Annotated in this window: 23 protein-coding genes and 1 pseudogene; 11 read left to right on the forward strand and 13 right to left on the reverse strand. The window is 68.0% G+C overall.

Annotation, left to right across the window (positions count from 1 at the left end; translation table 11 throughout):
* The first annotated feature begins 212 nt into the window (after positions 1–212).
* The 3 genes and pseudogenes from EV216_RS17015 to EV216_RS18725 form a co-directional block, all read left to right on the forward strand.
* Positions 213–395, forward strand: a complete 183-nt coding sequence (locus EV216_RS17015) for a hypothetical protein (RefSeq protein ID WP_132696900.1) — start codon at positions 213–215, stop codon at positions 393–395.
* A gap of 31 nt (positions 396–426) precedes the next feature.
* Positions 427–1,152, forward strand: coding sequence for a TIR domain-containing protein (locus tag EV216_RS17020; protein WP_132696902.1), 726 nt, complete (start codon positions 427–429; stop codon positions 1,150–1,152).
* Between the two features lie 331 nt (positions 1,153–1,483).
* Positions 1,484–1,792 (forward strand): annotated as a pseudogene (locus tag EV216_RS18725) (type I restriction endonuclease); the annotation flags it as partial.
* A 741-nt stretch (positions 1,793–2,533) separates the two neighbouring features.
* On the opposite strand, the gene EV216_RS18395 reads toward EV216_RS18725, so the two are convergent.
* Positions 2,534–2,683, reverse strand: a complete 150-nt coding sequence (locus tag EV216_RS18395; protein ID WP_165899315.1) for a hypothetical protein — start codon at positions 2,681–2,683, stop codon at positions 2,534–2,536.
* Positions 2,684–2,863: 180 nt separating this feature from the next.
* Here EV216_RS18395 and zapE point away from each other — a divergent pair, with 180 nt between their 5' ends.
* Positions 2,864–3,949 (forward strand): cell division protein ZapE, encoded by a 1,086-nt coding sequence (gene zapE / locus EV216_RS17035; protein ID WP_132696906.1) that lies wholly within the window; start codon positions 2,864–2,866, stop codon positions 3,947–3,949.
* On the opposite strand, the gene EV216_RS17040 is transcribed toward zapE, so the two are convergent.
* From EV216_RS17040 to EV216_RS17055, 4 genes are all read right to left on the reverse strand, one after another.
* Positions 3,946–5,181, reverse strand: coding sequence for a bifunctional folylpolyglutamate synthase/dihydrofolate synthase (locus EV216_RS17040; protein WP_424511191.1), 1,236 nt, complete (start codon positions 5,179–5,181; stop codon positions 3,946–3,948). The genes zapE and EV216_RS17040 overlap by 4 nt on opposite strands.
* Before the next feature lie 35 nt (positions 5,182–5,216).
* A complete protein-coding gene (accD, locus tag EV216_RS17045; protein ID WP_132696910.1) occupies positions 5,217–6,212 on the reverse strand; it encodes an acetyl-CoA carboxylase, carboxyltransferase subunit beta in 996 nt (331 codons plus the stop codon).
* 76 nt (positions 6,213–6,288) lie between these two features.
* A complete protein-coding gene (locus EV216_RS17050; protein ID WP_165899316.1) occupies positions 6,289–7,164 on the reverse strand; it encodes a CPBP family intramembrane glutamic endopeptidase in 876 nt (291 codons plus the stop codon).
* 63 nt (positions 7,165–7,227) lie between these two features.
* Positions 7,228–8,112 (reverse strand): CPBP family intramembrane glutamic endopeptidase, encoded by an 885-nt coding sequence (locus EV216_RS17055; RefSeq protein WP_132696914.1) that lies wholly within the window; start codon positions 8,110–8,112, stop codon positions 7,228–7,230.
* A 113-nt stretch (positions 8,113–8,225) separates the two neighbouring features.
* Between EV216_RS17055 and ilvD the strand changes: the two genes are divergently transcribed.
* The 4 genes from ilvD to EV216_RS17075 all read left to right on the forward strand — a co-directional run bounded on the left by ilvD (position 8,226) and on the right by EV216_RS17075 (position 13,963).
* On the forward strand, positions 8,226–9,959 hold the full coding sequence (ilvD, locus tag EV216_RS17060; protein ID WP_424511192.1) for a dihydroxy-acid dehydratase: 1,734 nt from the start codon (positions 8,226–8,228) through the stop codon (positions 9,957–9,959).
* Between the two features lie 82 nt (positions 9,960–10,041).
* Positions 10,042–10,611, forward strand: a complete 570-nt coding sequence (locus EV216_RS17065) for a hypothetical protein (RefSeq protein WP_132696918.1) — start codon at positions 10,042–10,044, stop codon at positions 10,609–10,611.
* A 288-nt stretch (positions 10,612–10,899) separates the two neighbouring features.
* Positions 10,900–12,915: an NADPH-dependent 2,4-dienoyl-CoA reductase gene (locus EV216_RS17070; protein WP_132696920.1), complete on the forward strand. Its 2,016-nt coding sequence runs from the start codon at positions 10,900–10,902 to the stop codon at positions 12,913–12,915.
* 145 nt (positions 12,916–13,060) lie between these two features.
* Entirely contained in the window at positions 13,061–13,963 is a 903-nt protein-coding gene (locus EV216_RS17075) for a LysR family transcriptional regulator (RefSeq protein WP_132696922.1), read from the forward strand.
* Between the two features lie 15 nt (positions 13,964–13,978).
* On the opposite strand, the gene EV216_RS17080 is transcribed toward EV216_RS17075, so the two are convergent.
* From EV216_RS17080 to EV216_RS17095, 4 genes are read right to left on the reverse strand one after another with little or no spacing between them, the layout of a single operon-like run.
* Positions 13,979–14,893, reverse strand: a complete 915-nt coding sequence (locus EV216_RS17080) for an OmpA family protein (protein ID WP_132696924.1) — start codon at positions 14,891–14,893, stop codon at positions 13,979–13,981.
* Complete coding sequence (locus tag EV216_RS17085; RefSeq protein WP_132696926.1) at positions 14,890–15,465, reverse strand: peroxidase-related enzyme; 576 nt, start codon at positions 15,463–15,465, stop codon at positions 14,890–14,892. The genes EV216_RS17080 and EV216_RS17085 overlap by 4 nt, the downstream gene beginning before the upstream one ends.
* The gene (locus EV216_RS17090) at positions 15,462–16,193 is read right to left on the reverse strand and encodes a GNAT family N-acetyltransferase (protein WP_132696928.1); all 732 of its coding nucleotides are present in this window, start codon (positions 16,191–16,193) and stop codon (positions 15,462–15,464) included. Before EV216_RS17090 ends, EV216_RS17085 begins: the two co-directional genes overlap by 4 nt.
* On the reverse strand, positions 16,190–16,921 hold the full coding sequence (locus EV216_RS17095; protein WP_132696930.1) for a competence/damage-inducible protein A: 732 nt from the start codon (positions 16,919–16,921) through the stop codon (positions 16,190–16,192). Before EV216_RS17095 ends, EV216_RS17090 begins: the two co-directional genes overlap by 4 nt.
* 159 nt (positions 16,922–17,080) lie before the next feature.
* On the opposite strand from EV216_RS17095, the gene map reads away from it, so the two are divergent.
* Complete coding sequence (map, locus tag EV216_RS17100; RefSeq protein ID WP_132696932.1) at positions 17,081–17,953, forward strand: type I methionyl aminopeptidase; 873 nt, start codon at positions 17,081–17,083, stop codon at positions 17,951–17,953.
* A 75-nt stretch (positions 17,954–18,028) separates the two neighbouring features.
* Positions 18,029–19,582, forward strand: coding sequence for an alpha/beta hydrolase family protein (locus EV216_RS17105; RefSeq protein WP_132696934.1), 1,554 nt, complete (start codon positions 18,029–18,031; stop codon positions 19,580–19,582).
* Between the two features lie 66 nt (positions 19,583–19,648).
* Here EV216_RS17105 and EV216_RS17110 read toward each other — a convergent pair whose 3' ends face one another.
* From EV216_RS17110 to EV216_RS17125, 4 genes are all read right to left on the reverse strand, one after another.
* A complete protein-coding gene (locus EV216_RS17110; RefSeq protein WP_243642123.1) occupies positions 19,649–20,671 on the reverse strand; it encodes a DUF6635 family protein in 1,023 nt (340 codons plus the stop codon).
* A gap of 105 nt (positions 20,672–20,776) precedes the next feature.
* A complete protein-coding gene (locus EV216_RS17115) occupies positions 20,777–22,015 on the reverse strand; it encodes a PAS domain-containing protein (protein ID WP_132696936.1) in 1,239 nt (412 codons plus the stop codon).
* Positions 22,016–22,131: 116 nt separating this feature from the next.
* The gene (gene rsmD, locus EV216_RS17120) at positions 22,132–22,692 is read right to left on the reverse strand and encodes a 16S rRNA (guanine(966)-N(2))-methyltransferase RsmD (RefSeq protein WP_132696938.1); all 561 of its coding nucleotides are present in this window, start codon (positions 22,690–22,692) and stop codon (positions 22,132–22,134) included.
* Entirely contained in the window at positions 22,689–23,897 is a 1,209-nt protein-coding gene (locus tag EV216_RS17125) for an NAD(P)/FAD-dependent oxidoreductase (RefSeq protein ID WP_132696940.1), read from the reverse strand. The genes rsmD and EV216_RS17125 overlap by 4 nt, the downstream gene beginning before the upstream one ends.
* 80 nt (positions 23,898–23,977) lie before the next feature.
* Between EV216_RS17125 and EV216_RS17130 the strand changes: the two genes are divergently transcribed.
* Positions 23,978–24,466 (forward strand): peroxiredoxin, encoded by a 489-nt coding sequence (locus tag EV216_RS17130; RefSeq protein ID WP_132696942.1) that lies wholly within the window; start codon positions 23,978–23,980, stop codon positions 24,464–24,466.
* The last annotated feature ends 413 nt before the right edge of the window (positions 24,467–24,879 follow it).

Raw genomic sequence — 24,879 nt, forward strand, 5'->3', positions numbered from 1 at the left:
TCGGTCAGCCAGTAAAGATTGCTCATAGATCAGGTCTCCTCGCGGAGCCTGAATCACGCCAAAGACCTGAAATCAATGGGTCTGGAGCCTAGGCAAAAAATCTGTCGCATGGAGGCGGTTTCGCTTGAACGTTCAGCAACATAAGAAGCTCACCGACGATATCTGGGAGATCGCCAAGCGGCTTCGCGGTCCTTGATGAACAAACCGCAATTGTGGCTTACGTCATCGACAAAAAGGCGCGGGTCGAAAACGCCATTCTTCGTGTGGAAGCTTCAATCGAGAAGCTTACAGAATATCGCGCCGCCCTCGTGACCGCTGCCGTGACGGGCAAGATCAAGGCGCTGTTGACCCATGATGGGCAGGAGCAACAGGCGCTAAAGGTATCCACAGCGTAGCCAGCGCGAATGTATTTAAGGAGGTGTAAAGATGGCCAAACGGAAATTCTATGAGGGGCTGGATGCACTGAAAGCTCTGATCGCTGATGCAGGGATCAAGGGCGGGTGGGCAGACAACAACGGCGGGCACCAGTTCAAATCGCAGCGCGGGGGCGTGCTTGGGTATTGGGAAACGACCCACACCGTCAACGTGCAGGGGCAATCGCCGGGAAAGGAAGAGCTAGAAGCCTTGCTTGATGCTGCCGAACAGGGGGCCGCTGTTGCAGTTGCCGCTCCCGTGGCTGCACCCGAACCGGCACCGAACAGAAAGATTTTTGTGGTCTATGGCCACGATGAACCGGCACGAAACCAACTTGATGCCATGTTGCGGCGCTGGGGGCTGGAGCCGATCATCTTGGATCAACTGCCCTCCAAGGGCCTGACGATCATCGAAAAGCTTGAGGACTACACCGAAGACGTGGGCTTTGGTGTTGTGTTGGCGACGCCCGACGACATCGGGTATCCGAAAGCGCATGAAGATCAGAAAGCTTTCCGTGCCCGACAGAACGTGGTCATGGAGCTTGGGATGCTCTTGGTCAAGCTTGGCCGCCCAAAGGTGGCAATCTTGCTTGGATCACAAGTCGCTATGGAACGGCCATCAGACATTCAGGGGCTGATTTACATCCCATTCAAGGATAACTTGCAGAAAGAGGCTGGCCCCCTTTTGGCAAAGGAAATGGCCGAACAAGGTTACGTCATCGACGTGAAGAACCTTTGAGGTCGGGGCTATGGCAGGGCACAGCGAAACGGCCTTCGAGATTGCGATTGAACACGGGCTGACCGCGCGGGGGGGATATGCTCAGCGCTCGCCTGCAGATTTCAACGAAGACCTGTGCCTGTTCCCTGCCGATGTCCTGGGCTTCATCCGCGACACTCAAGCACAGAAATGGGATCAGCTAGAGGCCCTGTTGAAGGGGCAGACGGCGGATCAGATGCTGTCTGACTTGACAAAGGAACTGGCCACCAAGGGCACGCTCCACGTGCTTCGCCACGGGTTCCGCTGCTACGGCAAGACGCTGCGGCTGGCCTATTTCCAGCCGAACACGGGCATGAACCCCGAGACGACCGCGCTATACGCCAAGAACCGGCTGACGATCACGCGGCAAGTGGCCTTCACCTCGGTCAAGAAAGCCCCCGGCGGCAAGGCCAAGCGCTGCATCCTCGACGTGACGCTTGCCGTGAACGGCCTGCCGGTTGTCACCGCCGAGTTGAAGAACCAACTCACCGGCCAGCGGGCGGCGGATGCCAAGACGCAGTATGAGCGCGACCGCGACGAACGCGACCTGATGTTCAAGTTCAAGGAACGCGCCTTGGTTCATTTCGCCGTGGACCCTGACGAGGTGTGGATGACCACGCGCCTGAAAGGGGGCGAGACGTTCTTTCTGCCGTTCAACAAGGGGCACAACCGGGGGGCGGGCAACCCGCCTGTCGAAGGCAACTGGAAGACCGCCTACCTGTGGGACGAAGTGCTGGCGCGGGATAGCCTTTTGGACATCCTGCAACGCTTCATGCACCTGGAGGTGAAGGAAAAGAAGATCGCCACCGACCGGGGGCCGAAGACTGTCCGCAAGGAAACGATGGTCTTCCCCAGGTATCACCAACTCGACGCGGTGCGGAAGCTGGTGGCCCATGCCAAGACCCATGGGGCGGGGCGGAACTACCTGATCCAGCATTCGGCAGGGTCTCCTCGACGATCCGCAGCTTCTCGGCGGCACTCCAGCGGCGTCGACGGCCACCATCGGTGATGATCTCTATCTCAGACATAAGCACGTGCTCAGGCATATGCCTAAGCCTCCATGGTCATGCCCAAGTGTCCGGTCAAAAAGGGGGCCAGTTCACCGGAGGCCCAAGTCTGTAATTGCCGTGTTCGAAAGAAAGATGCCCTGTAACCCGACAAGGCGCGAAAGGAAACGAACGCCCGCGTCGGTGATTGCGGTCTTGGAGAGGGTGAGTGATTGCAGTTGGGTCAGGCCTGTCAGGTGTCTCAGACCTGCGTCGGTAATTGCGGTCCTGAAGAGTGAGAGAGTTTCCAACCCCTTCAAACCTTCGATAGCGCCGAGGCCTTCGTCATTGATTGCTGTGTTGTCGAGCCAAAGTACCTACAACCCCGAGAGGCCGACGATTTCAGGGGGCAATTCCTCTAGCGCGCGGAATTTCTCGCAATCAAAGGAGAGCCGCGTCGCCCCCTTCTTCTTCGCCACCGCAATCGCCTGCTCCGCCGCGCGATAGGCGTCTTCCGCTGCACTCATACCCTGCCTCCACCGATCTGCGCCATCATGGCAAGGGTGTCGGCGCGGGGCAAGCCGGGGCGCTGCCGCGCGGGCGATCACCTGTCGGCACCCCGCTGTGCCGCTCCGGCCCGCAGCATTCTGCCGCGCTGTGCCGCGCGGCCCCTTTCCGCTGCCGCGTGCCCGGCCTAGAACCGCGCCATGGGACAGAGCTTGCGACATCACTACGAGACAAGGGTCGGTGCGGGCGAATTGCATGCCGATCCGGCGCAGATCGCGGCGCTGTCCCCGCTGGACCGGATCCGCGCCGCGCTGGAAAACCCGCCGCCCGCGCCGCGTGGCGGGCTGTTCCGCAAGCCCCCGCCGCCCGCGCCGGTGCGCGGACTTTACCTGTGGGGCGGCGTCGGGCGCGGCAAGTCGATGCTGATGGACCTGTTCCATGCCGGTGTCGCCATCGAGGGCAAGCGGCGGGTGCATTTCCATGCCTTCATGCAGCAGATCCACAAGGGGTTGCATGCCGCGCGCAAGGCCGGGGCCGAGGACGCGCTGCGCCCGGTCGTGGCGGCCGAGTTCAAGGGGTTGCGGCTTCTGTGCCTCGACGAGATGCAGATCACCGACATCGCGGATGCGATGATCGTGGGGCGGCTGTTCGAGCTGATCTTTGCCGAGGGCGTGTGCGTGGTCACGACCTCGAACCGGGTGCCGGGGGATCTGTACAAGGACGGGTTGCAGCGCGAGCGGTTCCTCCCCTTCATCCGGATGATCGAGGAGCGGCTGGAGGTGATGCACCTCGCCTCGCCCACCGATTACCGGCAGAACCGGCTGACCGGGGCGGATGTCTATTTCACCCCCGCCGACCGTCTGGCGCGGCAGGCGCTGTCGGCGATCTGGCGGGATCTGACCGAGGGGGCGGGGGGGCCGCTGACGCTGCGGGTGCAGGGCCGCGACCTGGCCTTGCCGCTGTTTCACAACGGGGTCGCACGGGCGAGTTTCTGGGATCTGTGCGCCCGCCCGCTGGGACCGGCCGACTACCTTGCGCTGGCCGAGGCGGTGCGGGTGCTGATCCTGGAGGACATCCCGCGGCTGTCGTCGGAGAACTACAACGAGGCGCGCCGCTTCGTGACGCTGGTGGATGCGCTTTACGAAGGCCGGGTGCGGCTGATCGCGTCGGCGGCGGCGCAGCCCGAGATGCTGTATCTCGAAGGGGCGGGATCCTTCGAGTTCGAGCGTACGGCGAGCCGGTTGAGGGAGATGCAGGCGGCCGAATGGGGGGTGGCCGGAGGCTAGGAATTGTCGGTCAGCACCCGCCCGGCAAGGTAGAGCGAGCCGCAGATCAGGATCCGCGCGTTCGGCTGCGCCGCGGCGATGCGCGCCACGGCCTCGGCCACATCCAAGGCGGTCGTGGCGGGCAGGCCCGCGGCTTTGGCCGCGGCGGCGGTGGTTTCGGCGGGCAGGGTCGCGGCCTCGCCGGGGATCGAGACGGCGGTCAGGCTGTCGGCCACGGCTGCGAGCGGCCGCATGAAGCCCGCGACGTCCTTTGTGTTCAGCATCCCGCAGATCAGGTGCAGCGGGCGCAGGGGCAGGCGGGTCAGCGCCTCGGCCAGCGCCGCGCCGGCGGCGGGGTTGTGCCCGCCATCGAGCCAGAGTTCGGCGCGGCCCGCCGCATCGACCAGCGGGCCGTGGCGCAGACGTTGCAGCCGGGCGGGCCAGTCGGCCTGCGTCAGCGCCGCCTCGCAGGCGGTCTCGTCCATGCCCAGCGCGCGCAGGGCCGCGATCGCCATGCCCGCGTTCTGCACCTGATGGGCGCCGATCAGGCGGGGCGGGGGCAGGTCCAGAAGCCCGCGCTCGTCCTGATAGACCAGCCGCCCGCGTTCCTCCCAGACATGCCAGTGCTGGCCATGGGCGAGGAGCGGGGCGCCAAGGCGGGCGGCCTGCGCCTCGATCACCGCCAGCGCGGACTCCTGCTGGGGGCCGACCACGCAGGGCACGCCGCGTTTCAGGATCCCGGCCTTTTCGGCGGCGATCTCGGGCAGGGTTTCGCCCAGATATTGCTGGTGGTCCAGATCGACCGGCGCGATCACCGTCAGCGCCGGACGCTCGATCACGTTGGTCGCGTCGAGCCGCCCGCCAAGGCCGACCTCGAGCAGGCAGACATCGGCCGGGTCGCGGGAAAAGGCGAGGAAGGCCGCGCAGGTCGTGATCTCGAAATAGGTGATGGGCTGCCCGCCATTGGCGCGCTCGCATTCGTCCAGCACGGCGGTCAGCGCGTCCTCGGCGATCAGGCCGTCGGCCAGCCGGATGCGTTCGTGGAAGCGGGCGAGATGGGGCGAGGTATAGGCCTGAACCCGCTGCCCCGCGCCGGTCAGCCCCGCGCGGATCATCGCAAGCGTCGAGCCCTTGCCGTTGGTGCCCGCGACATGGACCACCGGGGCAAGCCGCCGTTCGGGATGGTCAAGCGCGGCCAGCAGGCGCCATACCCGGTCCAGCGTCAGGTCGATGATCTTGGGATGCAACGCCATCATCCGGGCGAGGAGGGCGTCGCTTGTGCCCCCGCTCACCCCTTGGCGCCCGCCTCGGGGGGTTCGGTGTCGGGCGGTGCGTTGCGCCGGGGCGGATCGGTGTTCTCGGTGTCGTCCTGCGCCGCGTCGGTCGGGCCGTGGCTGAAGCTGGCGGGGGGCGGCAGGTCGGCAATCACCGCGGGCGGCAGGCCCATCAGCATCCGCGTGATGGTCACCAGTTCCTCGCGCAGCTTGCCGCGCGGCGTCACCCGGTCGAGCATGCCGTGTTCCAGCAGGTATTCGGCGCGCTGGAACCCCTCGGGCAGCTTCTCGCGGATCGTCTGTTCGATCACGCGCGGCCCGGCAAAGCAGATCAGCGCGTTCGGCTCGGCGATCTGGATATCGCCCAGCATCGCGTAGGAGGCGGTCACGCCGCCCGTGGTCGGGTGGGTGAGGACCACGATATAGGGCAGCCCGGCCTCTTTCAGCATCTGGATCGCGACGGTCGAGCGCGGCATCTGCATCAGGCTGAGGATGCCCTCCTGCATGCGTGCGCCGCCGGCGGCCGAGAACAGGATCAGCGGGCGACGCAGTTCCACCGCGCGCTGGGCGGCGGCGATGATCGCGTTGCCGACATACATGCCCATGGAGCCGCCCATGAAGCTGAAATCCTGCGCGGCGCAGATGACCGGGGTGCGCCCGATCTCGCCCTCGGCGACCAGCATCGCCTCTTTCTCGCCGGTGCCCTTCTGGGCGGCCTTCATGCGGTCGGGGTATTTCTTCTGGTCGCGGAAGCCCAGCGGGTCGGCCACCGGCACCGGCACCGCGACCTCGGTGAAGATGCCGCCGTCGAACAGCGTCAGGAACCGGTCGCGCGGCGTGATCCCCATGTGATGGCCGCAGGCGGTGCAGACATTCAGGTTGTCGCTGAGTTCGCGGTGGAACAGCATCGTTCCGCAGGCGTCGCATTTCGTCCACAGGTTCTCGGGGATCTCGCGGCGCGAGAACAGCGAGTTGATCTTGGGCCGGACGTAGTTGTTGATCCAGTTCATGCGCGGGCCACCCTCGGAACGGTCTGGCCGCTCAGATAAGCCGCTGGGGCGGGAAATGCAATCGTGGCCCGACCTGTCAGATCAGCGCGCGCAACAGCCGCCAGATCGCGAAGATCACCAGGATGTCGAGCCCCAGCGCCAGCGGCACCATCACCCGGTCCGACATCTCGAAAGGGGTGACGTAAAGCGCGAGCCCGGTGATCGTGCCCTTGACCGACACGATCAGCAACGCGCTGCAATTGTTCACGAAATGCCAGCCCATCGCGATGCCCAGGCTGCCCGAGCGTTCGGTCAGGTCGGCGGCGGCCAGCGCGAAGGCGAGGATCGCGACCATGATGACCCAGGCATTGGCCCCCGCCATCGGGTTGAAATGCAGCGCCGTGAAGATCAGCGCAGGCAGGCCCATCCAGACCACGCGGACGGCAAAGCGCGCGGCAAGCTGCTGCTGCAGATAGCCGCGGAACAGCAATTCCTCGGACCCGGTCTGGATCAGCACCAGCACCAGCGCGAAGGGCAGCAGGCGCAGCCACTGGTCCGGCGGCAGGCCCGCGTCGGGCGACACGACCAGCCGCCCGATCGCGCACAGCGCCGCATAGACCGGCACCAGCACCGCCAGCGACAGGAAGAAGCCGCGCATCCAGTCGCGCATCGGGCCGAACAGGGTTCCCGGTTCGCGGTAATGCAGCGCGGGCGTGGCGATCAGCACGCCCAGCCCCATGCCGATGAAGCTGGCCAGCACGAACAGGGTCTGCCCGGGCGTGGCGGGTGCCATGATCCCCTGCATCCAGCCGAAATAGTTGAGCGGCCCCAGCACCGGGTAGGCGCCCACCAGCAACAGCGCGAAACAGCCCGCATAGATCAGCGCGATCACGCCGAGCGCGACGAAGACCCGCCAGAGTTCGGGGTATAGCCGCGCGGGCTCGACATAGGCCTCGAAAAGGGGGGATCGCATGGGCTCTCGGGGTTGGGGCGGCATGTTGCGGGCAAGCTAGCGCGCGGGCGCCGGGGCTTCAACTCAGACGCGCAGGGCCACCCGCGCGGCCAGCCAGGACAGGCCCAGAATCCCCAGTTCGACCAGGAACATCGGCCCGAGCGCCGGGTCGTCGGGGGCGAAGGGATAGGTGTAAAGCGCCAGCCCCGAGACCGGCCCGGGGAGCGCCACGATCAGGATCGCGACCGCGTTGTTGGCGAAATGCAGCGCGATGGCCGGGCCCAGCGTGCCGCTGCGCGCGGTCAGATCCGCGGCCGCCACCGCGAACAGCCCCGCCCAGGCCGCCAGGGCCAGCGCATTGCCGCCCGCCACCCCGGGTTGGTAATGACCCAGCGCGAAGAGCGCCGCGGGCAGGCCGATCCAGATCAGCGGGCTGCGGAAACGCGCGGCAAGCTGTTGTTGCAGATAGCCGCGGAACAGCAATTCCTCGGCGCCCACCTGCACCAGCACCAGACCCACCGCCAGCGGCAGCAGGATCAGCCAGCGCCCCGGATCGAGGTTCGGTTGCAGGTCGTCGCCCATGGGCAACACAACCCACAAAACCGCGTAAAGCAGCACCAGCGCGCCCAGCACGCGGAGGAAACCCGCGGCGGCACGCCCTGGCGGGCCGGTCAGCGATATCAGCCCGCGGCCGTGGAAGGTGCTGGCCGCAACCAGCGTGCCGATCCCGAGGAAGACGAAGGAGGCCAGCAGCCACAGCGCATTCGCCGCCGTCAGCGTGGTGCCGAACACGCCCGTGAAGGCCGAATCCGCGAAGGCCGCGCCGCGCAGCGCCGCCACCAGCCCGTAGGCCGCGTAGATCAGCCCGATATGGATCGCAACGACCGTCAGACCGCCCGCGACCAGACGCCAAAGCTCGGGCCGGGCGCGGGCCGCGCGGGTCAAGGCGTGATGGGGTCGGTAATCCATGGTGCCCCGGTCCATTGCCGGTCGAGACTAGACCGCCCCCGCCCGCCCATCAATCGCTTGTCTCCCTCTTCCGCGGGGTCTATTCCCAAGGGCGACACGACCCGAAGGAAGCCATGCCCATGCCCCCCATCGACAAGTCCCGCCTGCCCAGCCGCCACGTCACCGAAGGCCCGTCGCGCGCGCCGCACCGGTCCTATTACTACGCGATGGGCATCTCCGAGGCAGAGATCCACCAGCCCTTCGTCGGCGTCGCGACCTGCTGGAACGAGGCCGCGCCCTGCAACATCGCGCTGAACCGGCAGGCCCAGGCGGTCAAGATGGGCGTCAAGGAGGCGCATGGCACCCCGCGCGAGTTCACCACGATCACCGTGACCGACGGCATCGCGATGGGCCATGAGGGAATGCGCTCGTCGCTGGCCTCGCGCGAGGCGATCGCGGACAGCGTGGAACTGACGATGCGCGGGCATTGCTATGACGCGCTGGTGGGGCTGGCGGGCTGCGACAAGAGCTTGCCGGGGATGATGATGGCGATGGTGCGGCTGAACGTGCCATCGGTGTTCATCTATGGCGGTTCGATCCTGCCCGGCCGACACGAGGGGCGCGATGTCACCGTGCAGGACGTGTTCGAGGCGGTCGGCCAGAACCAGGCGGGCAACCTGTCCGAAGAGGCGCTGATCGCGCTGGAAAAGGTCGCCTGTCCCTCGGCGGGCGCCTGCGGCGGCCAGTTCACCGCGAACACCATGGCCTGCGTGTCCGAGGCAATCGGTCTGGCGCTGCCCAATTCCTCGGGGGCGCCCGCGCCCTATGAATCCCGCGACCAGTATGCCGAGGCGTCGGGCCGCGCGGTCATGGCGCTGATCGAGAAGAACATTCGCGCCCGCGATATTGTCACCCGCAAGAGTCTGGAAAACGCCGCGCGTGTGGTAGCCTGCACCGGCGGGTCGACCAATGCCGGGCTGCACCTGCCCGCCATCGCGCATGAGGCGGGGATCGAGTTCGACCTGTTCGATGTCTGCGACATCTTCCGCGACACGCCCTATTTCGTCGATCTGAAACCGGGCGGAAAATATGTTGCCAAGGATCTCTACGAGGCGGGCGGCGTGCCGGTGGTGATGAAGGAACTGCGCAAGGCGGGTCTGATCCACGAAGACTGCATGACCGTCACCGGCCGCACCATCGGCGAGGAGATCGACATGGTCACGCGCGAGGCCGATGGCCGCGTGATCTATCCCGTGTCCGCCCCGATCACGCCGACGGGCGGGGTCGTCGGTCTGAAGGGCAACCTTGCCCCCGACGGGGCCATCGTCAAGGTGGCGGGGATGGAGGCCGAGCAGCAGGTCTTTACCGGACCGGCCCGGGTCTTCGAATGCGAGGAAGACGCCTTCGAGGCGGTCAAGGCGCGCAGCTACCGGGAAGGCGAGGTTCTGGTCATCCGCAACGAGGGCCCCGCAGGTGGCCCCGGCATGCGCGAGATGCTGGCCACCACCGCGGCGCTGTCGGGGCAGGGCATGGGCAAGAAGGTCGCGCTGATCACCGATGGGCGGTTCTCGGGCGCGACGCGGGGCTTCTGCGTCGGCCATGTCGGCCCCGAGGCAGCGCATGGCGGGCCGATCGCGTTGCTGAAGGATGGCGACATGATCACCATCGACGCCATCAGGGGCGAATTGTCGGTGGCGCTGTCGGATGAGGAACTGGCCGACCGCAAGGCCGCGTGGACAGGCCCGCGCGAGACGATCTATGGCTCGGGCGCGCTGTGGAAATTCGCCCAGCAGGTCGGCCCGACGCGCAAGGGCGCCGTGACCCATCCGGGCGGTGCCCACGAGAAGCATGCCTATATGGATCTCTGATCCCGGCCGCCGGGACCGGCCGCTTCTGGTCGGTCTCGCGGCGCTGACGCTTGCGGGATGTGTCGGCGGGGCTGGGGGGCTGATGCCCAGCCGCGCCGCACCGCAGGTGATAACCGTGGCCGACGGCACCATCGCCGTCACCGGTCCGCGCGGCTTCTGCATCGATCCCGCCGCCACACGCGACGGCGACGATGGGGCGTTTGTCCTTCTGGTCAGTTGCGCCGCGCTGGCCGACCGGCCCGATGCGCCTGCGCCTGAGGTCGACGCGCTGCTGACCGCCTCGGTCGCCGTCAATCCCGGTCCGGGTGGCCGCCCCGGCGACCGCAATCATTTCTTGCGGCGCTTCTTCTCGTCCGAAGAGGGCCGCGCCGCGCTGGCCCGCGACGGGCGTGCGGACAGTGTCACCGTCGAGCGGATGGAAGAACGCGACGGGTTATTCGTGCTGCGTGCCCGCGACCATAGCACGGGGCTGGCCGAAGGGCTGCGCAACGATTACTGGCGCGCGATTTTCGATGTGAACGGGCGGATCGTGACCGCCTCGGTCGTGGGTTTCGCTGCCGCACCGCTTGGCGAAGCGGCTGCACTGGCGCTGCTTTTCGACCTCGCGACCCGGATCCGTGCGGCCAGCGCCGAGTTCGACCCCGGTGACTGACCGGCACGCTTGCCAAGGGTTTCCGACTTTTCCCGTCCCGGCCATTCCCCCGATGAATCCGCCCCGGCTGTGCTCTGGCCGCAATTGCCTCATGCGCTGGTCGCATGGAAAAGGTCGTCCCGAGGGACAATGACCGCAGGGCCGGATCGCGCCGATGCGCGTCGCGCGTGCCCGTCCGAACCTCGCCCCGCGCCCGTTGCGCCCAAGCCAGATCGCCTCCCCGCTTGACGCCGCGTTTCCCCGTGACAGCCGCCCGTCGGCGCGCCACTCTCGCGCGGGGAGGACCGCATGACCGATTACACGCATCTTCTGGCCCCGCTCGATCTGGGTTTCGTGACGCTCAGGAACCGTGTGCTGATGGGTTCGATGCATACCGGGCTTGAGGAACGGGGCGACTGGGACAGGGTGGCCGAGTTCTACGCGCTGCGCGCCCGCGGCGGGGCCGGGCTGATCGTGACCGGCGGCATGGCCCCCAATCCCGAGGGCGGCGTCTTTCCCGGCGCGGCGGGGCTGTATACGGCCGAGGATATCGCCAACCATCGCCGGGTGACGGACAGGGTGCATGACGCGGGCGGGCGGATCGCGATGCAGATCCTGCATGCGGGCCGCTATGCCTATGGTCCCGATTGCGTCGCCCCCAGCCCGATCAAGTCGCCGATCTCGCCCTTTGCGCCCCGCGAACTGGACGAGGCGGGGATCGAGAAACAGATTGCCGACATCGCCATTGCGGCCGCCCGCGCGCGCGAGGCGGGCTATGACGGGGTCGAGGTGATGGGGTCGGAGGGGTATTTCCTGAACCAGTTCCTTGTCACCCACACCAACCGGCGCAGCGACCGCTGGGGCGGGTCCTACGAGAACCGGATGCGCCTGCCGCTGGAGGTGGTGGCCCGGGTGCGCGCGGCGGTCGGCGCCGATTTCATCCTGATCTATCGGCTGTCGATGATCGACCTTGTCCCCGATGGGTCCAGTTTCGACGAGGTGGTGGACCTGGCGCAGCGCATCGAAATGGCGGGCGCCACGATCCTGAACACCGGCATCGGCTGGCACGAGGCGCGCGTGCCGACCATCGCGACATCGGTGCCGCGCGCGGGATTCGCCTGGGTCACGCGGAAGCTGATGGGCAGGGTGGGGATCCCGGTCATCACGTCGAACCGAATCAACACGCCCGAAACCGCCGAGGCGCTGCTTGCCGAGGGCGTGGCCGACATGGTCTCGATGGCGCGGCCCTGGCTGGCGGATGCCGAGTTCGTCGCCAAGGCCGCGACGGGCCGCGCCGACCAGATCGCGCCCTGCATCGCCTGCAACCAGGCCTGTCTGGATCACACCTTTTCGGGCAAGGTCTCGACCTGCCTTGTCAATCCGCGCGCCTGTTTCGAGACAGAACTGCGCTATGCGCCGAGCGACCGTCCGAAGCGCATTGCCGTGGTGGGGGCCGGACCTGCCGGGCTGTCGGCGGCGCTGGTGGCGGCCGAGCGGGGGCATCATGTCACGCTTTACGAGAAATCCGACCGGATCGGCGGGCAGTTGACCCTTGCAGCCCGCATCCCCGGCAAGGAGGAATTCCGGGGGCTTCTGGCCTGGTATCGCCGGATGCTGGAGCTGCACCGCGTCGATCTGCGCCTGTCGACCGCGCCCGACGCCGCCCTGCTGGCCGGGTTCGACGAGACCATCCTTGCCACTGGCGTCACCCCGCGCGACCCCGCCATCCCGGGTCAGGATCTGCCCCATGTGCTGGGCTATGCGGATGTGCTGGCCGGGGCCGCCCCGGTCGGTCCGCGTGTCGCCATCGTGGGGGCGGGGGGCATCGGGTTCGATGTGGTCGAGTTCCTTGTGACCGGCGACAGCCCCACCCTGCATCCCGAGGAATGGCGCGCCGAATGGGGCGTGGCCGACCCGGTGGAGCATCGCGGCGGGCTGGCCCCCGATGGACCGCGCCCCGCACCGCCGCTGCGCCAGGTGACGCTGATGCAGCGCAAGCCCGGTGCGCCCGGCAAGGGGCTGGGCAAGACCACAGGCTGGATCCACCGCGCTGCGCTGCGGATGAAGGGCGTGCGCATGCTGGGCGGCGTCGCCTATAGCCGGATCACCCGGGAGGGGATCGAGATCGCCGAGGGGGACAGCCCCCGCCTGATCGCGGCGGATACCGTCGTGCTGTGCGCCGGGCAGGAGCCCGAGCGCCGCCTGTCTGTCGCGCTGAGCGCCGCGGGCCTGGCCCATCACGTCATCGGCGGCGCGGATGTCGCGGTCGAGCTGGATGCCAAGCGCGCCATCGACCAGGGCGCAAGGCTTGCCGCCAGCCTTTGAGATCAACGCCTTGCGTGCCCGTCCGGGTTTCCCGGGGCGTGACGATGGCCCCATCATCCCAGTATTGTCGAGCGGCTTCCCAATTCCTGCCCGAATTGCGTTGGATTGTAACGGTCAGCACGGGGGAGTGATCAAGGATGTTCCGATGGACCGACTGACCGAGATGGAGGCCTTTGCCACGGTGGTGGACCAGGGCGGCTTCACCGATGCCGCCAAGAAGATGGGGATCTCCAAATCCGCCGTGTCCAAGCATGTTTCCTCGCTCGAGGCGCGGCTGGGTGCGCGTCTGCTGAACCGCACCACCCGCCGCGTCAGCCCGACCGAAATCGGGCTGGCCTATTACGACCGGGCGCGACGGGTGCTGAACGATGCGGGCGAGGCCGATGCGCTGGTCACCTCGATGCAATCGGCGCCGTCGGGGCTGTTGCGGATTTCGGTCGCGACCGATTTCGGGGTCAATCACCTGTCGCCGCTGCTGGGCGATTTCCTGCTGCAATATCCCGACATCACCGTGAACATGGTGCTGAACAACCGCTATGTCGAACTGATCTCGGAAGGGTTCGACATGGCGATCCGGGTGGGCGAACTGGAGGACAGCACGCTGCGCGCCCGCAAGCTGGCCGAGACCGCCAGGCGGATGATCGGGTCGCCCGGCTATTTCCAGAAATTCGGCCGCCCGCAGAAGATCGACGATCTGAACGAGCACAAGCTGTTGCACTATTCCAACCAGGCCAGCGGCAATGTCTGGAAGATCACCGCGCCCTCGGGCGAAAAGCGGCAGGTGCGCACCGCGGGCTGGCTGACGGTGAATGACGGGCAGTCGCTGCTGAACGCGGCGATCTCGGGCCTTGGCATCGCCTATCTGCCGAGCTTCCTGTTCAGGGACGCGCTGGAAAAGGGTCTTGTCGAAGAGGCGATCCCGGGCCTGCCGGTGGAGAAGCTGGGGATTTACGCGGTCTATCCGCCGGGGCGCTTTACCCAGCCCAAGGTGCGCGCCTTCATCGACTTTCTTGTCGAACGCTTTTCGGGCGAGGATGCGGTCATCTGACCGGGCGCCGCCGCGCTATTCCAGCGCGGTGACGATCGCCTCGACCCGGCGGTTCTGTATCCGGCCCTCTTCGCTGCGGTTGCTGGCCACGGGGGCCAGAAAGCCCGCCCCGGCCGCGGTGACGCGGGCGGCGGGCACGCCCAGCCGCTCGACCAGATGGGCGCGGACCGCCTCGGCCCGGCGGCGCGAGAGCGCGATATTGCCCTCCAGCGCGCCCACCGCGTCGGTATGGCCGACCAGCATCAGCGTCAGCCCCGGATTGTCGGCCAGATACTGCGCCAGCGCCTGAAGCGAGGCGATGTCGCCCCCGTTGAGCGTTGCCGCGCCGGTGTCGAAATCCAGATCGGGCAGGACCGCCCGGCCGTCGCGATCCAGCCGCGCGGCCAGATCGTCCCCGGCCTGCGGCGCCGCGGCCCGGGGGGCGGTCTCGGGCGCGGCGGCCGGGCGTATCCGCGTCACCTGCACGAAGCCCCGCGTGCTCGACCGGCTGACCATCAACGTCGCGTATTCCGGCCCCGCGCGGGTCAGCCGCCGGGCCGAGAGAAAGCGGAAATCGCCCAGGTCCACATGCATCACGGGCGCCGGCAGCGTGTCGGTGGCAAAGCGGAAATCGAACCCGCCGCAGCTATCGGCCGCGCAGTCGAGGATCGGCAGGAACCCTTCGGCCAGGAGCCGGTCGCGCAGGGGCGCGAGGATCTGCAGCGTGGTCCGCCCGTCCAGCGATTCATGCCAGGCCCGGCGGGTGATCGCGCCCTCGGCCGCGATCGCGGGCACATGGGTGCCATCGTAGCCGCCCACCGGGACCGCGACCGTGCCGAGGGCCACCTGCTCTTCCGCGGTCACGGTCGCGCCCTCGGGCGGGGTCAGCGCCACAACCGCGCCCGGGGCGAGCAGCGCCGCCAGAACCACCGCCAGACCCTGAAATCTCATCTATGGGCGCCGTGATAGGCCGGGTTCGGCTCCATCCCGCTGGCCGAGGCGATCCGGTTCGACATGTTGAAGAAGCCCGCGACCGCCGCGATGTCCCAGATGTCCCGGTCACTGAAGCCCAGATCGCGCAGGGCCTGGCGGTCGGAGTCCTCGATCCTGTGGCTGTCCTCGGTCAGTTTCGCGGCGAAATCCAGCATCGCGCGTTGACGGGCGTCCAGCTTCGCGGCGCGGTAGTTCATCACCATCGCCTCGCCCAGCGCCGGATCGCCCGACAGCTCGCGCACCGCCGCGCCATGGGCGACCTGGCAATACCAGCAGCGGTTGATCGACGAGACCACCACCGCGATCATCTCGCGTTCCAGCTTGCTCAGCCCGCTGGGTCCCAGCATCAGGTCGTTATACATCGCGGTGAAGGCGTTCAGCTTGGCGATGTCGAAGGCATAGGCGCGCAGCACATTGGGCACGAGGCCCAGCCTTTCGGCGCAGATGTCGAAATATTTCCGCGTCTCGGGCGGCAGCGGATCGACCGGCGGCAGGTCGAGGGCGGTGGGAAGGTCGCGGTTCTGGGTCACGGCTGGGGCATTGGCGTCGGTTTCATTCGGTAGTGATACTGTCCCACATCCCGCATCCCCAAGGAAGCATAGAGCGCGCGCGCCGCCGCATTCGCCTGGGTCACCAGAACGACGATCTGTTCCGCCCCCTGATCCTGTGCCCAAAGTGCTGCCGCCCGCATCATGTTGCGGGCCGTTCCCTGCCGCCGATGCCCCGGCGCCACGGCCATCGCATGCACGAAGCACAGCCCGTCATGGATCGCGGCAAAGCCCGCCCCGGCGGCGCGGTCGTTCTGGCGGCCCAGCAGGGCGGTTTTCGGCCCCGTGACCCGCGCCATGACCGCGCGCCGCGCGGCGCCGATGCCCAGCTCCGCCCACAGCTCGTCCATGATCGCCAGCGGCTCCCAGACGGTGAAGGCGGTCACCGGCGCGGGCGGCTCGGCGGCAAGCGTGGCCACCGGCGCGGCGAGCATCACCACCGGATCGACCACCGTGTAGCCATGCGCCGCCAGCAGCGCGTCCAGCGCGTCCTCGCCCGGCCGCACCATGACCAGCGGCACCTGGCCCAGCGCCGCCATCGCGGCCTCGGCCTCGGCCAGATCGGCCTCGTTGACCGGCCTTTCGGCGCTGGCCGCCGAGACCCGGTTGCCGCCGCCTTGTCCCTCGCGGATGCGGAAGGGGCCGACCTGGGTCACGGCGGCGGGCGGCCAAGTGGCCTCCTGTGCCGCGAACAGCCGGGCGGGCGTCACGCGACCGCCTCGGGGAAGAGCGCCGACAACTGCCCCATGGCGGCGTCGATCCGGGCCCCGTCGGTGCCTCGGATCACGACATTCGTGCCATAGACCCCGTCCCGCACGAAGGGGTAGGACCCGATCGAGAGCCCCGGAAACGCCTCGGCCAGCCCGCGCAGCGCGCCCGCGATGTCGCCCTCGGCGCGTTGCAGCGTCAGGCTTTGCGACAGCAGCGCATCGCCCCCGGTCAGCGTCGGCAGCACGCCCGCCACCATCGCCTGAAAGATCGAGGGCACGCCCGCCATCACGCAGACATTGCCGATGCGAAAGCCGGGTGCGGCGGAAATCGGGTTCTCGATCAGGCTGGCGCCATCGGGGATCCGCGCCATCCTGAGCCGCGCCTCGTTCAGATCGCGCCCCATCCGGTCGCAATAATCCTGCATCAGGGCGCGGGCATCCTCGCGCACGTCGATGCCGACGCCGAACGCCTTGGCCACCGCGTCCGCGGTGATGTCGTCATGCGTCGGCCCGATGCCGCCCGAGGTGAAGACCGTGTCATGGCCCGCCCGCAGCGCGTTCAGCGCCTCGACGATGCGGGGTTCGATATCGGGCACGATCCGCACCTCGGCCAGCCTGATGCCGTGCTTGACCAGTTCGCCCGCCAGGAAATGCATGTTGGCATCGCGGGTCCGCCCCGAGAGGATCTCGTCGCCGATCACCAGCATCGCCGCCGTGGGATTGCCCATGCCCGCCCTCCTTGTCCGGCCTTCGACACCGGTATAGGAGCCTGCCTTGCGGTTTCAAAGCCCCCTCGCGCCGGGCGCGCCGGTCCGCCGCGATTGCACGCTCTGGCCTTTGGCGTCGCTGCGGCTTATCTTGCCGCGCGAGAAGCCGAGGAGTAGCCATTGGACGACAGATCGCGCGACCGCCGCACCCGGGACAATATCCGCCTGTATCACCCCGAGGATTTCGCCGGGATGCGCGCGGCTGGCCGGGTGGCGGCGGAGATTCTGGACGAGATCGTGCCGCTGATCCAGCCCGGTCGGCGCACGGGCGAGATCGACCGCGTGATTACCGAACTGGTCGAGAAGAAGGGCGCGACCTCGGCCACGATCGGCTACAAGGGGTATCGGCACGCAAGCTGCATTTCGGTCAATCATGTCGTCTGCCATGGCATCCCCGGCGCCCCGATCCCGAAAAGCGGCACCGAGACGATCTCGAAGGACCTGGAAAAGCGCCGCGCCGACGATGTGCTGATGGATGGCGACATCCTGAATGTCGATGTGACCGTGATCGTGGATGGCTGGTATGGCGACACCTCGCGGATGTATGTCGCGGGCAGGCTGGGCCGCAAGGCCGAGCGGCTGATCGAGGTCACCCATGACGCGCTGATGAAGGGGATCGAGGCGGTCCGCCCCGGCGCGACCTTCGGCGATATCGGCCACGCCATCCAGACCTTTGTCGAGGGGCACCGGATGAGCGTGGTGCGCGATTTCTGCGGCCATGGGCTGGGCCGGGTGTTCCATGCCCCGCCCAATGTGCTGCATTACGGCCAGCCCGGCATGGGCCCCAGGCTGGAAGAGGGGATGTTCTTCACCATAGAACCGATGGTCAATCTGGGCCGCCCGGAAACCGCCGTGCTGGCCGATGACTGGACCGCGGTCACCCGCGACAGGACGCTGTCGGCGCAGTTCGAGCATTCCGTGGGGGTTACCGCCACGGGGGTCGAGATCTTCACCCTCTCGCCCGCCGGTCTCTTTCACCCCACCTATCGCTGAAGGCCGCCCCCTGTTCCGCGCCGATCCCGCCCTAGATCCTCGCCCCACAGGACCGGCCGCAGGAGACAGCCCGCCATGATCCAAGCCGACGCGCCGCATCACCGTCTTGCCTGGCGGCTGACGCCCGCCCGCTGGGCCGTGGCGATCCTGTCCGTCCTGGCCATCGTCCTTTCGGTCTGGCAACTGGAATCCGAACGCGCGGGCATCCTGATCGAGCCCGTGCCCGGCACCGGCAGCACGCCCGCCACGGTCTACCGGCTGCCCGACAGCGGCCCGGCGCCGGTGGTGATCGTCTCGCACGGGTTTGCCGGATCCCGGCCGCTGATGCAGGCAAGTTCGCTGACGCTGGCCCGCGCGGGCTATGCCGTGGTCGCCTTCGACTATGAAGGGCATGGCCGCAACCCGGTGCCGATGTCGGGCGATCTGGACAGCCCCGAGGGCACCGCGCTGCTGCTGATGGCCGAGACCGGGCGGGTGATCGACGCCGCCCTTGCCCAGTCCTGGGCCGATGGGCGGGTGGCGATCTTGGGTCATTCCATGGGCAGCTATATCGCGATCCGTCAGGCGGTGGTCGATGACCGGCTGGCCGCCACGGTCGGGGTGTCGATGTCCAACGATTCGATCACGCCGAGCGCGCCGCGCAACCTGCTGATGATCCAGGGCGCGTGGGAGGGGCGGCTGATCCCTGATGCGCGCGCGGCGCTGGCGCTGGCCGATCCCGACGCCGAATTCGGTGACACCGTGGGCGATCCGGCGCTTGGCACGGCCCGCCGCGCGGTGCTGGCGCCCAATGTCGAGCATGTCGGCGTGATCTGGTCGCCCGCGATGATCGAGGAGACCCGCGCCTGGCTGGATGCCACCTTCGGGCGGCAGAGCGACGGGCCGGTGGCGCGGATGGGCGGCTGGATCGCGCTGCTGCTGACCGGCATCGTCGCGCTGGCCTGGCCGCTGGCGCGGTTGCGCGAAAAGACCAATGAGCCGCGCCCCGAACCGCTGTCGCGCAACCGCTTCCTGGTGGTGGCGCTGTTGCCCGCGCTTGTCGTGCCGCTTGCGCTTTCGCCGGTCGAGACGCAGCTTTTCCCGGTGCTGGTAGCCGAATACCTTGCGCTGCATTTCGCCGCCTATGGCGCGCTGGCGCTGGCGCTTTTGTGGTGGTGGGGCGAGTTGCGCTGGCCCGGCCGGGCCGAGGCGGGGCGTATCCTGATGCTGGCCGGGCTGGTGGCGTTTTACGGCATCTGCGTCTTCGGGCTGGCGATGGATCGCTATGTCACCAGTTTCTATCCGATCCCGATCCGGCTTGCGATCATCGCGGCGATGGCGCTGGGCACGGTGCCCTACATGCTGTCGGATGCGCTGATGGTCGAGGGCGGGCGCGCCCCGCTCTGGCGCAGCCTGACCGCGCGCGGGGCCTTCCTGATCTCGCTGGGGATTGCCACCGCGCTGGATTTCGAGCGGCTGTTCTTCCTGCTGGTGATCCTGCCGGTGGTGCTGCTGTTCTTCCTGCTGTTCGGGATGATGGGGGGCTGGATCGGCCGGGCCACGGCGCGGCCTGCGGGGGCGGGCATCGGGCTGGGCCTGTTCCTGGCCTGGGCGCTGGGCGTGACCTTCCCGATGTTCCAGGCGGTCTGAGCGCGCGCCCGCATCCGCCGTTGCGGTTCGGGTATTTTCGCCAAGAAGAAGACAAGGCGCGGCGCCTCAGCCCGACATGGCCCGCAGCGCGGCCAGCCCCGAATCGGAGAGATCGAGCAGCCGGGCGAGGTAATGTTCGCGCGCGGCAAAGCCACGCTCGCCGTTGCCCGCAAAGGCATCCTCCATCGCGTCGATCAGCCGGTTCAGGCGGCGCTCATGCAGCCCCAGCGCCGCCTGGACCGGGTCGGCGATCACGCCTGCAAAGGCCGCGGCCAGTGCGCCCGAGGCCACCAGCCCGAGCGCCACGCCCGCCATCAGCAGGGGCGAGGCCGCGGCCGGGAACAGCCCGTACCAGGCCGACCCCATCAGCCCGCCCAGCGGAAAGGCGGCAATCGCGGCCTGCTGCGCGAGCACCGCGGCCAGCCCCGGCGCCAGCGACAGCATGCCCGGCGTCAGCGAGTGGAATGCGAAAGCCCCCGCCCCTAGCGCGCCCAGCGCGGTCGTCACCTCGGCCACCGCGCTGCGCGTGCCGCCATATTCCGACAGCGCCCGGGCACTCTGCGCGCCAGCCTCGCGCCGGGCCGCGACCAGCCGGGCCAGAGATGGCTCGGCCAGGATCGCGCGGGCCAGTGCGTCCGCCGAACTGGTCCCGCCCGGCCCGTCCCAGGGCAGTTCGAGCAGTTCGACGACGATCGCCCGTTCGGCCGCGCGCGACACGGCGGTCGGCAGCAGCACCCGGCGCGATGCCAGCCAGCCCGAGGCGCGCCGCGCACCCAACCGCCCGGCCGCCCCGGCGCCCAGCCGCGACAGCACCAGCACCGGCGATAGCAGCATGTTGGCCGGGGCTCTGAGGATGTCCCAGCCCAGCGCGTGACGGTGCAGCGCCAGCGTGCCGCGCAGGCCGAACCGTTCCCGCACGAAACCCGGCACCCGCGCGCGGCGCTGGGAGAAATAGGCGCGGGCGGCGGCGATCAGCGCGGCATCGGTCTCGCCTTGTGGATCGGCGCCCATCCCGCCCGCGATGTCTCTGTCCGTGCCGATGAAGCGACCGGTTCGGGTGTCGGGGGCGGGCGAGAGTCCTGCGCTCATGACGTTCAGATAGGGGGGCACCCGCGCCGCTGCCAGGGGGGCACGCGGCGGGGGTGCGTCTGACCCCGCCCGCATCGGCTTTGCGCGCAATCCTGGGTGTCGTGCTCAGGCAGCCTTGGTGCCGTAGCGCTCTGCCCCGCCATGGATGCGGTCCGAGAGCCGAACGATCGCCTCCAGCCGGTCCTTGAGCGTGTTATGGTAGGTTTCGAGCTGTTCGATCATGCCTGCAAGGCTTTCGCCACCGGCACTCAGTCGGCCGCATTCCACACGGCCCATTACGCGGATCGAATCCAGCCCCAGCACCATTCGACGCAGATCCAAGCTGGCCTGCGAGAGGGAGCGCGCGACGCGCATTGCCTCGACCAGCCCGGCGCGGGCGCGCTCCTTGCACTGTGCCTCCAGTGCGGTCAGCGTCGCCATCTCGGCCAACGGATCGCCGTGCCCAGGCGACCCCGCCTCGGCGCGGAACTGGCGGACCAGTTCGGACTGCACCTCGGTGCAGCCGATCAGGAACACCGCTTCGGACACAACGCGGGCCATCCTGTCGCACAGGTTGTCGTCTTGTCCCGCAAATGCGCCGAGCCGGGCGACGATTTCGGTCGAGGCAGTCTTGTAGTTCTCGGAAATTGCGGTGATCGGTCCGCCCACGGGTTCCAGACGGTTCGCAAGGATACGGATATTCGTGGGAACCGATTTCAGTGCGCCGAAGGTCCGGATCAACTCGTGCTGTTCCTGCGCGGCGGCGATCAGGCCTTCTCTGATCGCCTCCAGATCGTCCAGTCGGTCGCACCGCTCCTCCCCTGATGCCGCATCGCGCATCGCCAGTTCCCGGCCGAGCGACTGCGCCATGAAATCGCCATAATTTGCGAATCCCAGCTCCTTCAGCCGTGACAACAGTATCGTCGCGCTGGCCTCGGGACTCAGCTTCTCGTACCGCTCACGGGCACGCAATGTTTCGTATTCGGCCCGGACCGCCGCGAAGAGCGGGTCCGAAGGCTTGATCCGGACCGACAGAAACCCGCCTTCGACCGGCAGGACCACAGCAAAGACCCAGTAATGCCGCCCGTCGCGGGACCGGTTCTTGACATAGGCCGCGACCGGTGAACCACCCTGGATCGTCTGCCACAACAGCCAGAACACTGCGCGCGGCATATCGGGGTGACGGATGATCTTGTGCGGGGCGCCGATCAGGGCGGGCCAGTCATGGCCGGAGATGCGCTGGAATACAGAGTTTCCCGCCCGGATCACGCCCCGGTCGTCGGTGCGCGAGTAGAATATCTCGTCGATCCCGAACTCGACCTCGCCCAGATCCGCTATTGCTTCGCGACCGGCCGTCTGATCCATGCAGCGCCCTTTCCTTGTCGGCCACACATTCGGGCCACTGACACTTCGTCCCAGTCCTAGGACGTTACCCTTTCAAAAGGATTACGCGTTTGACGGAGCGCGGCACGCCGACCCGATCAGTTTCGACGAAGGATCGTTATTACCGTCTCGCCATAGCGGCGGGCATCCAGCTTTGCGAGCCCCGCGGGCGGCGATACCGCCGCCGCTTCCTCCCAGACGATCAGCGCGCCGGGCGCGATCCAGCCGCCTGCCAGTGCCGAGACCAGCGCGCGTTCGCCCAGCCCCTTGCCATAGGGCGGGTCGAGAAAGACCAGATCGAAGGGCGCCCCCGCACAGGCCTCGAGCCGCGTCGCATCGCACCGGATCAGGGCGGTCCCGGCCTCGGCCCGGCATTTCGCCACGTTCTCGCGGATCAGCGCGGCCCCCCTTGCCCCGTTCTCGACAAAGCTCACCTGCACCGCGCCGCGCGACAGCGCCTCGAGCCCCAGGGCGCCGGTGCCCGCGAACAGGTCCAGCACCCGCGCGCCCGTCACCGGGTCGCCATGGCTGCCATGGGTCAGGATGTTGAACAGGCTTTCGCGCACCCGGTCGGCGGTGGGGCGCAGATGCGCCGCCGGATCGCCCTTGCCGACCGAGGCAAGCCTGAGCCCGCGGTATCGCCCCGCGATGATCCTCACGCCGCCATCAGGGTCTTGAGATCGACCGCCGGATCGGCCACGAGCGCCGGGTCGGGCGAGCGCCCGGCCTCGATCAGCCGCTTGGCGGTCATGTAGGCGCGCGGTTCGTTCATCGCGTCCACCGCCAGCAAGTCGGCGCCGCGGTAATACCAGTGGCTGGTGCCGGTCTTCTCGCCCGGCCGCACCACGACCCGGTCATGGCCGGTATTCAGCCCGGCGATCTGCAACTTGACGTCATACTGGTCCGACCAGAACCACGGTTTCGGATCATAGGCGGCCTCGGCGCCCAGCATGTTCGCGGCGACCGCCTCGGCCTGGTCGATGGCGTTCTGCACGCTTTCCAGCCGCAGCCGCCCGCCGCGCCAGGGAAAGCTTGCGCAATCACCCGCGGCCCAGATCGCCGGGTCCGAGGTCCGCCCCAGCGCATCCACCGCGATCCCGTCCGCGATCGCCAGCCCCGCGGCCTCGGCCAGATCGGTCGCGGGTGTGACCCCGATGCCCGCGATCACGAAATCCACCGCCAGCGCCGTGCCATCGGTCAGGTCCGCCCCGTCGACATGACCCGCGCCGGTCAGCCGCACCAGCCCCGTGCCCTCGCGCAGATCGACGCCATGGGCGCGATGCAGCGCGCGGAAAAAGCCAGAGGTCTCGGCACAGGCCACGCGCTGCAATATCCGCGCTGCCGCCTCGACCAGCGTCACCTTCAGGCCCCGCGCCGCGGCGACCGCCGCCGCCTCGAGCCCGATATAGCCGCCCCCCACGATCAGTACCCGGGCGCCCTCGCGGAAGGCGGGCGCCATGCCGTCCACATCGGCCAGCGTGCGCACCAGATGCACGCCGCCCAGATCGCCCCCCATCGCCGCGGGCAGACGCCGCGGCACCGCGCCCGTGGTCAGCGCCAGCATGTCATAGCCGATGGCCGCGCCGCCCGCATGCACCACGCGCGCCGCCCGGTCGATCCGCGCCGCTCGCAGGCCAAGCCGCAGCTCGACCCCGTGCTCGGCATAGAACTCTGCCGGACGCAGATAGAGCCGCTCGACGCCGATCTCGCCCAGCAGGTATTTCTTGGACAGCGGTGGGCGCTGGTAGGGGGGGGCGGGTTCCTCGCCGATCATGGTGATCGGCCCCTCATGGCCGAGCACGCGCAGCTTTGCGGCCAGCGCCGCCCCCGCCTGACCGGCGCCGATGATGACGATACGGGACATTGCACTTCCGCTCTGGCACGATCCGGGGCAGACACTATCTGACGGCCGAAACCGTTTGCAATCCATCAGGAGGGACAGAAATGACGATTTCCACCGGCGACCGCCTGCCCGAGGCCACCTTTGTCCGACTGGGCGAGGCCGGCCCCGAGGAGGTGAAACTCTCCGAGACGCTTGCGGGCCGCAAGGTGGTGATCTTCGCCGTCCCCGGCGCCTTTACCCCCACCTGCCACTCGGCCCATGTGCCCAGCTTCGTGCGGGTGATGGACCAGCTCACGGCCAAGGGCGTGGACGAGGTGATCTGCCTTGCCGTCAACGACCCCTTCGTGATGAAGGCCTGGGGCGAGGCCACCGGCGCCACCGCCGCGGGCATCACCATGCTGTCGGATCCGCATGGCGACTTCACCAAGGCGGTGGGCCTCGACTTTTCGGCGCTGCCGGTGGGGCTGGTGTCGCGCTCGCGCCGCTATGCCCTGATCGCCGATGACGGGGTGGTGAGCGTTCTGAATCTCGAGGAAAGCCCCGGCGAATGCGGCATCTCTGCCGGCGAAGCCCTGCTCGAGGCGCTCTGAGCCGGAGCATGGTCAACGCCCGCCCGATGCGCTTTGGGACGTCGGGCGGGCGTTGGAGTGTCAGGGATGGCGCCTGGTCCCGCCAACAAGACTTCGTCAGTTCATGCAAAAAGTTTCCATAATACCTCGCAGTTGCGGCCAAGGTCAGGACAATAGCAGATTTGAGGCCACCAACCCCGCGTGATTCAAGCTCCCGAACTGGCGGGAGTGGTGACGGGTGACCTTTTCTTGCTTGACCGACGAGCAGGTGGAACGTCTTCGGCCCTTTATCCGAACGGCTATGGTGGCCTCCTGCCGGTTTCGTGGACACCAGGTTAGGTTCGCATAGCTCGGTCCTCGAACGCCATGGGGCTTAGGCAGCCCGGCTTGGAATGGCGTCGCTTCGGATTGTAGAAGCGCTCGATGTCGGCGAA

Source organism: Rhodovulum steppense (genome assembly GCF_004339675.1).
Classification (GTDB): Bacteria; Pseudomonadota; Alphaproteobacteria; order Rhodobacterales; family Rhodobacteraceae; genus Rhodovulum; species Rhodovulum steppense.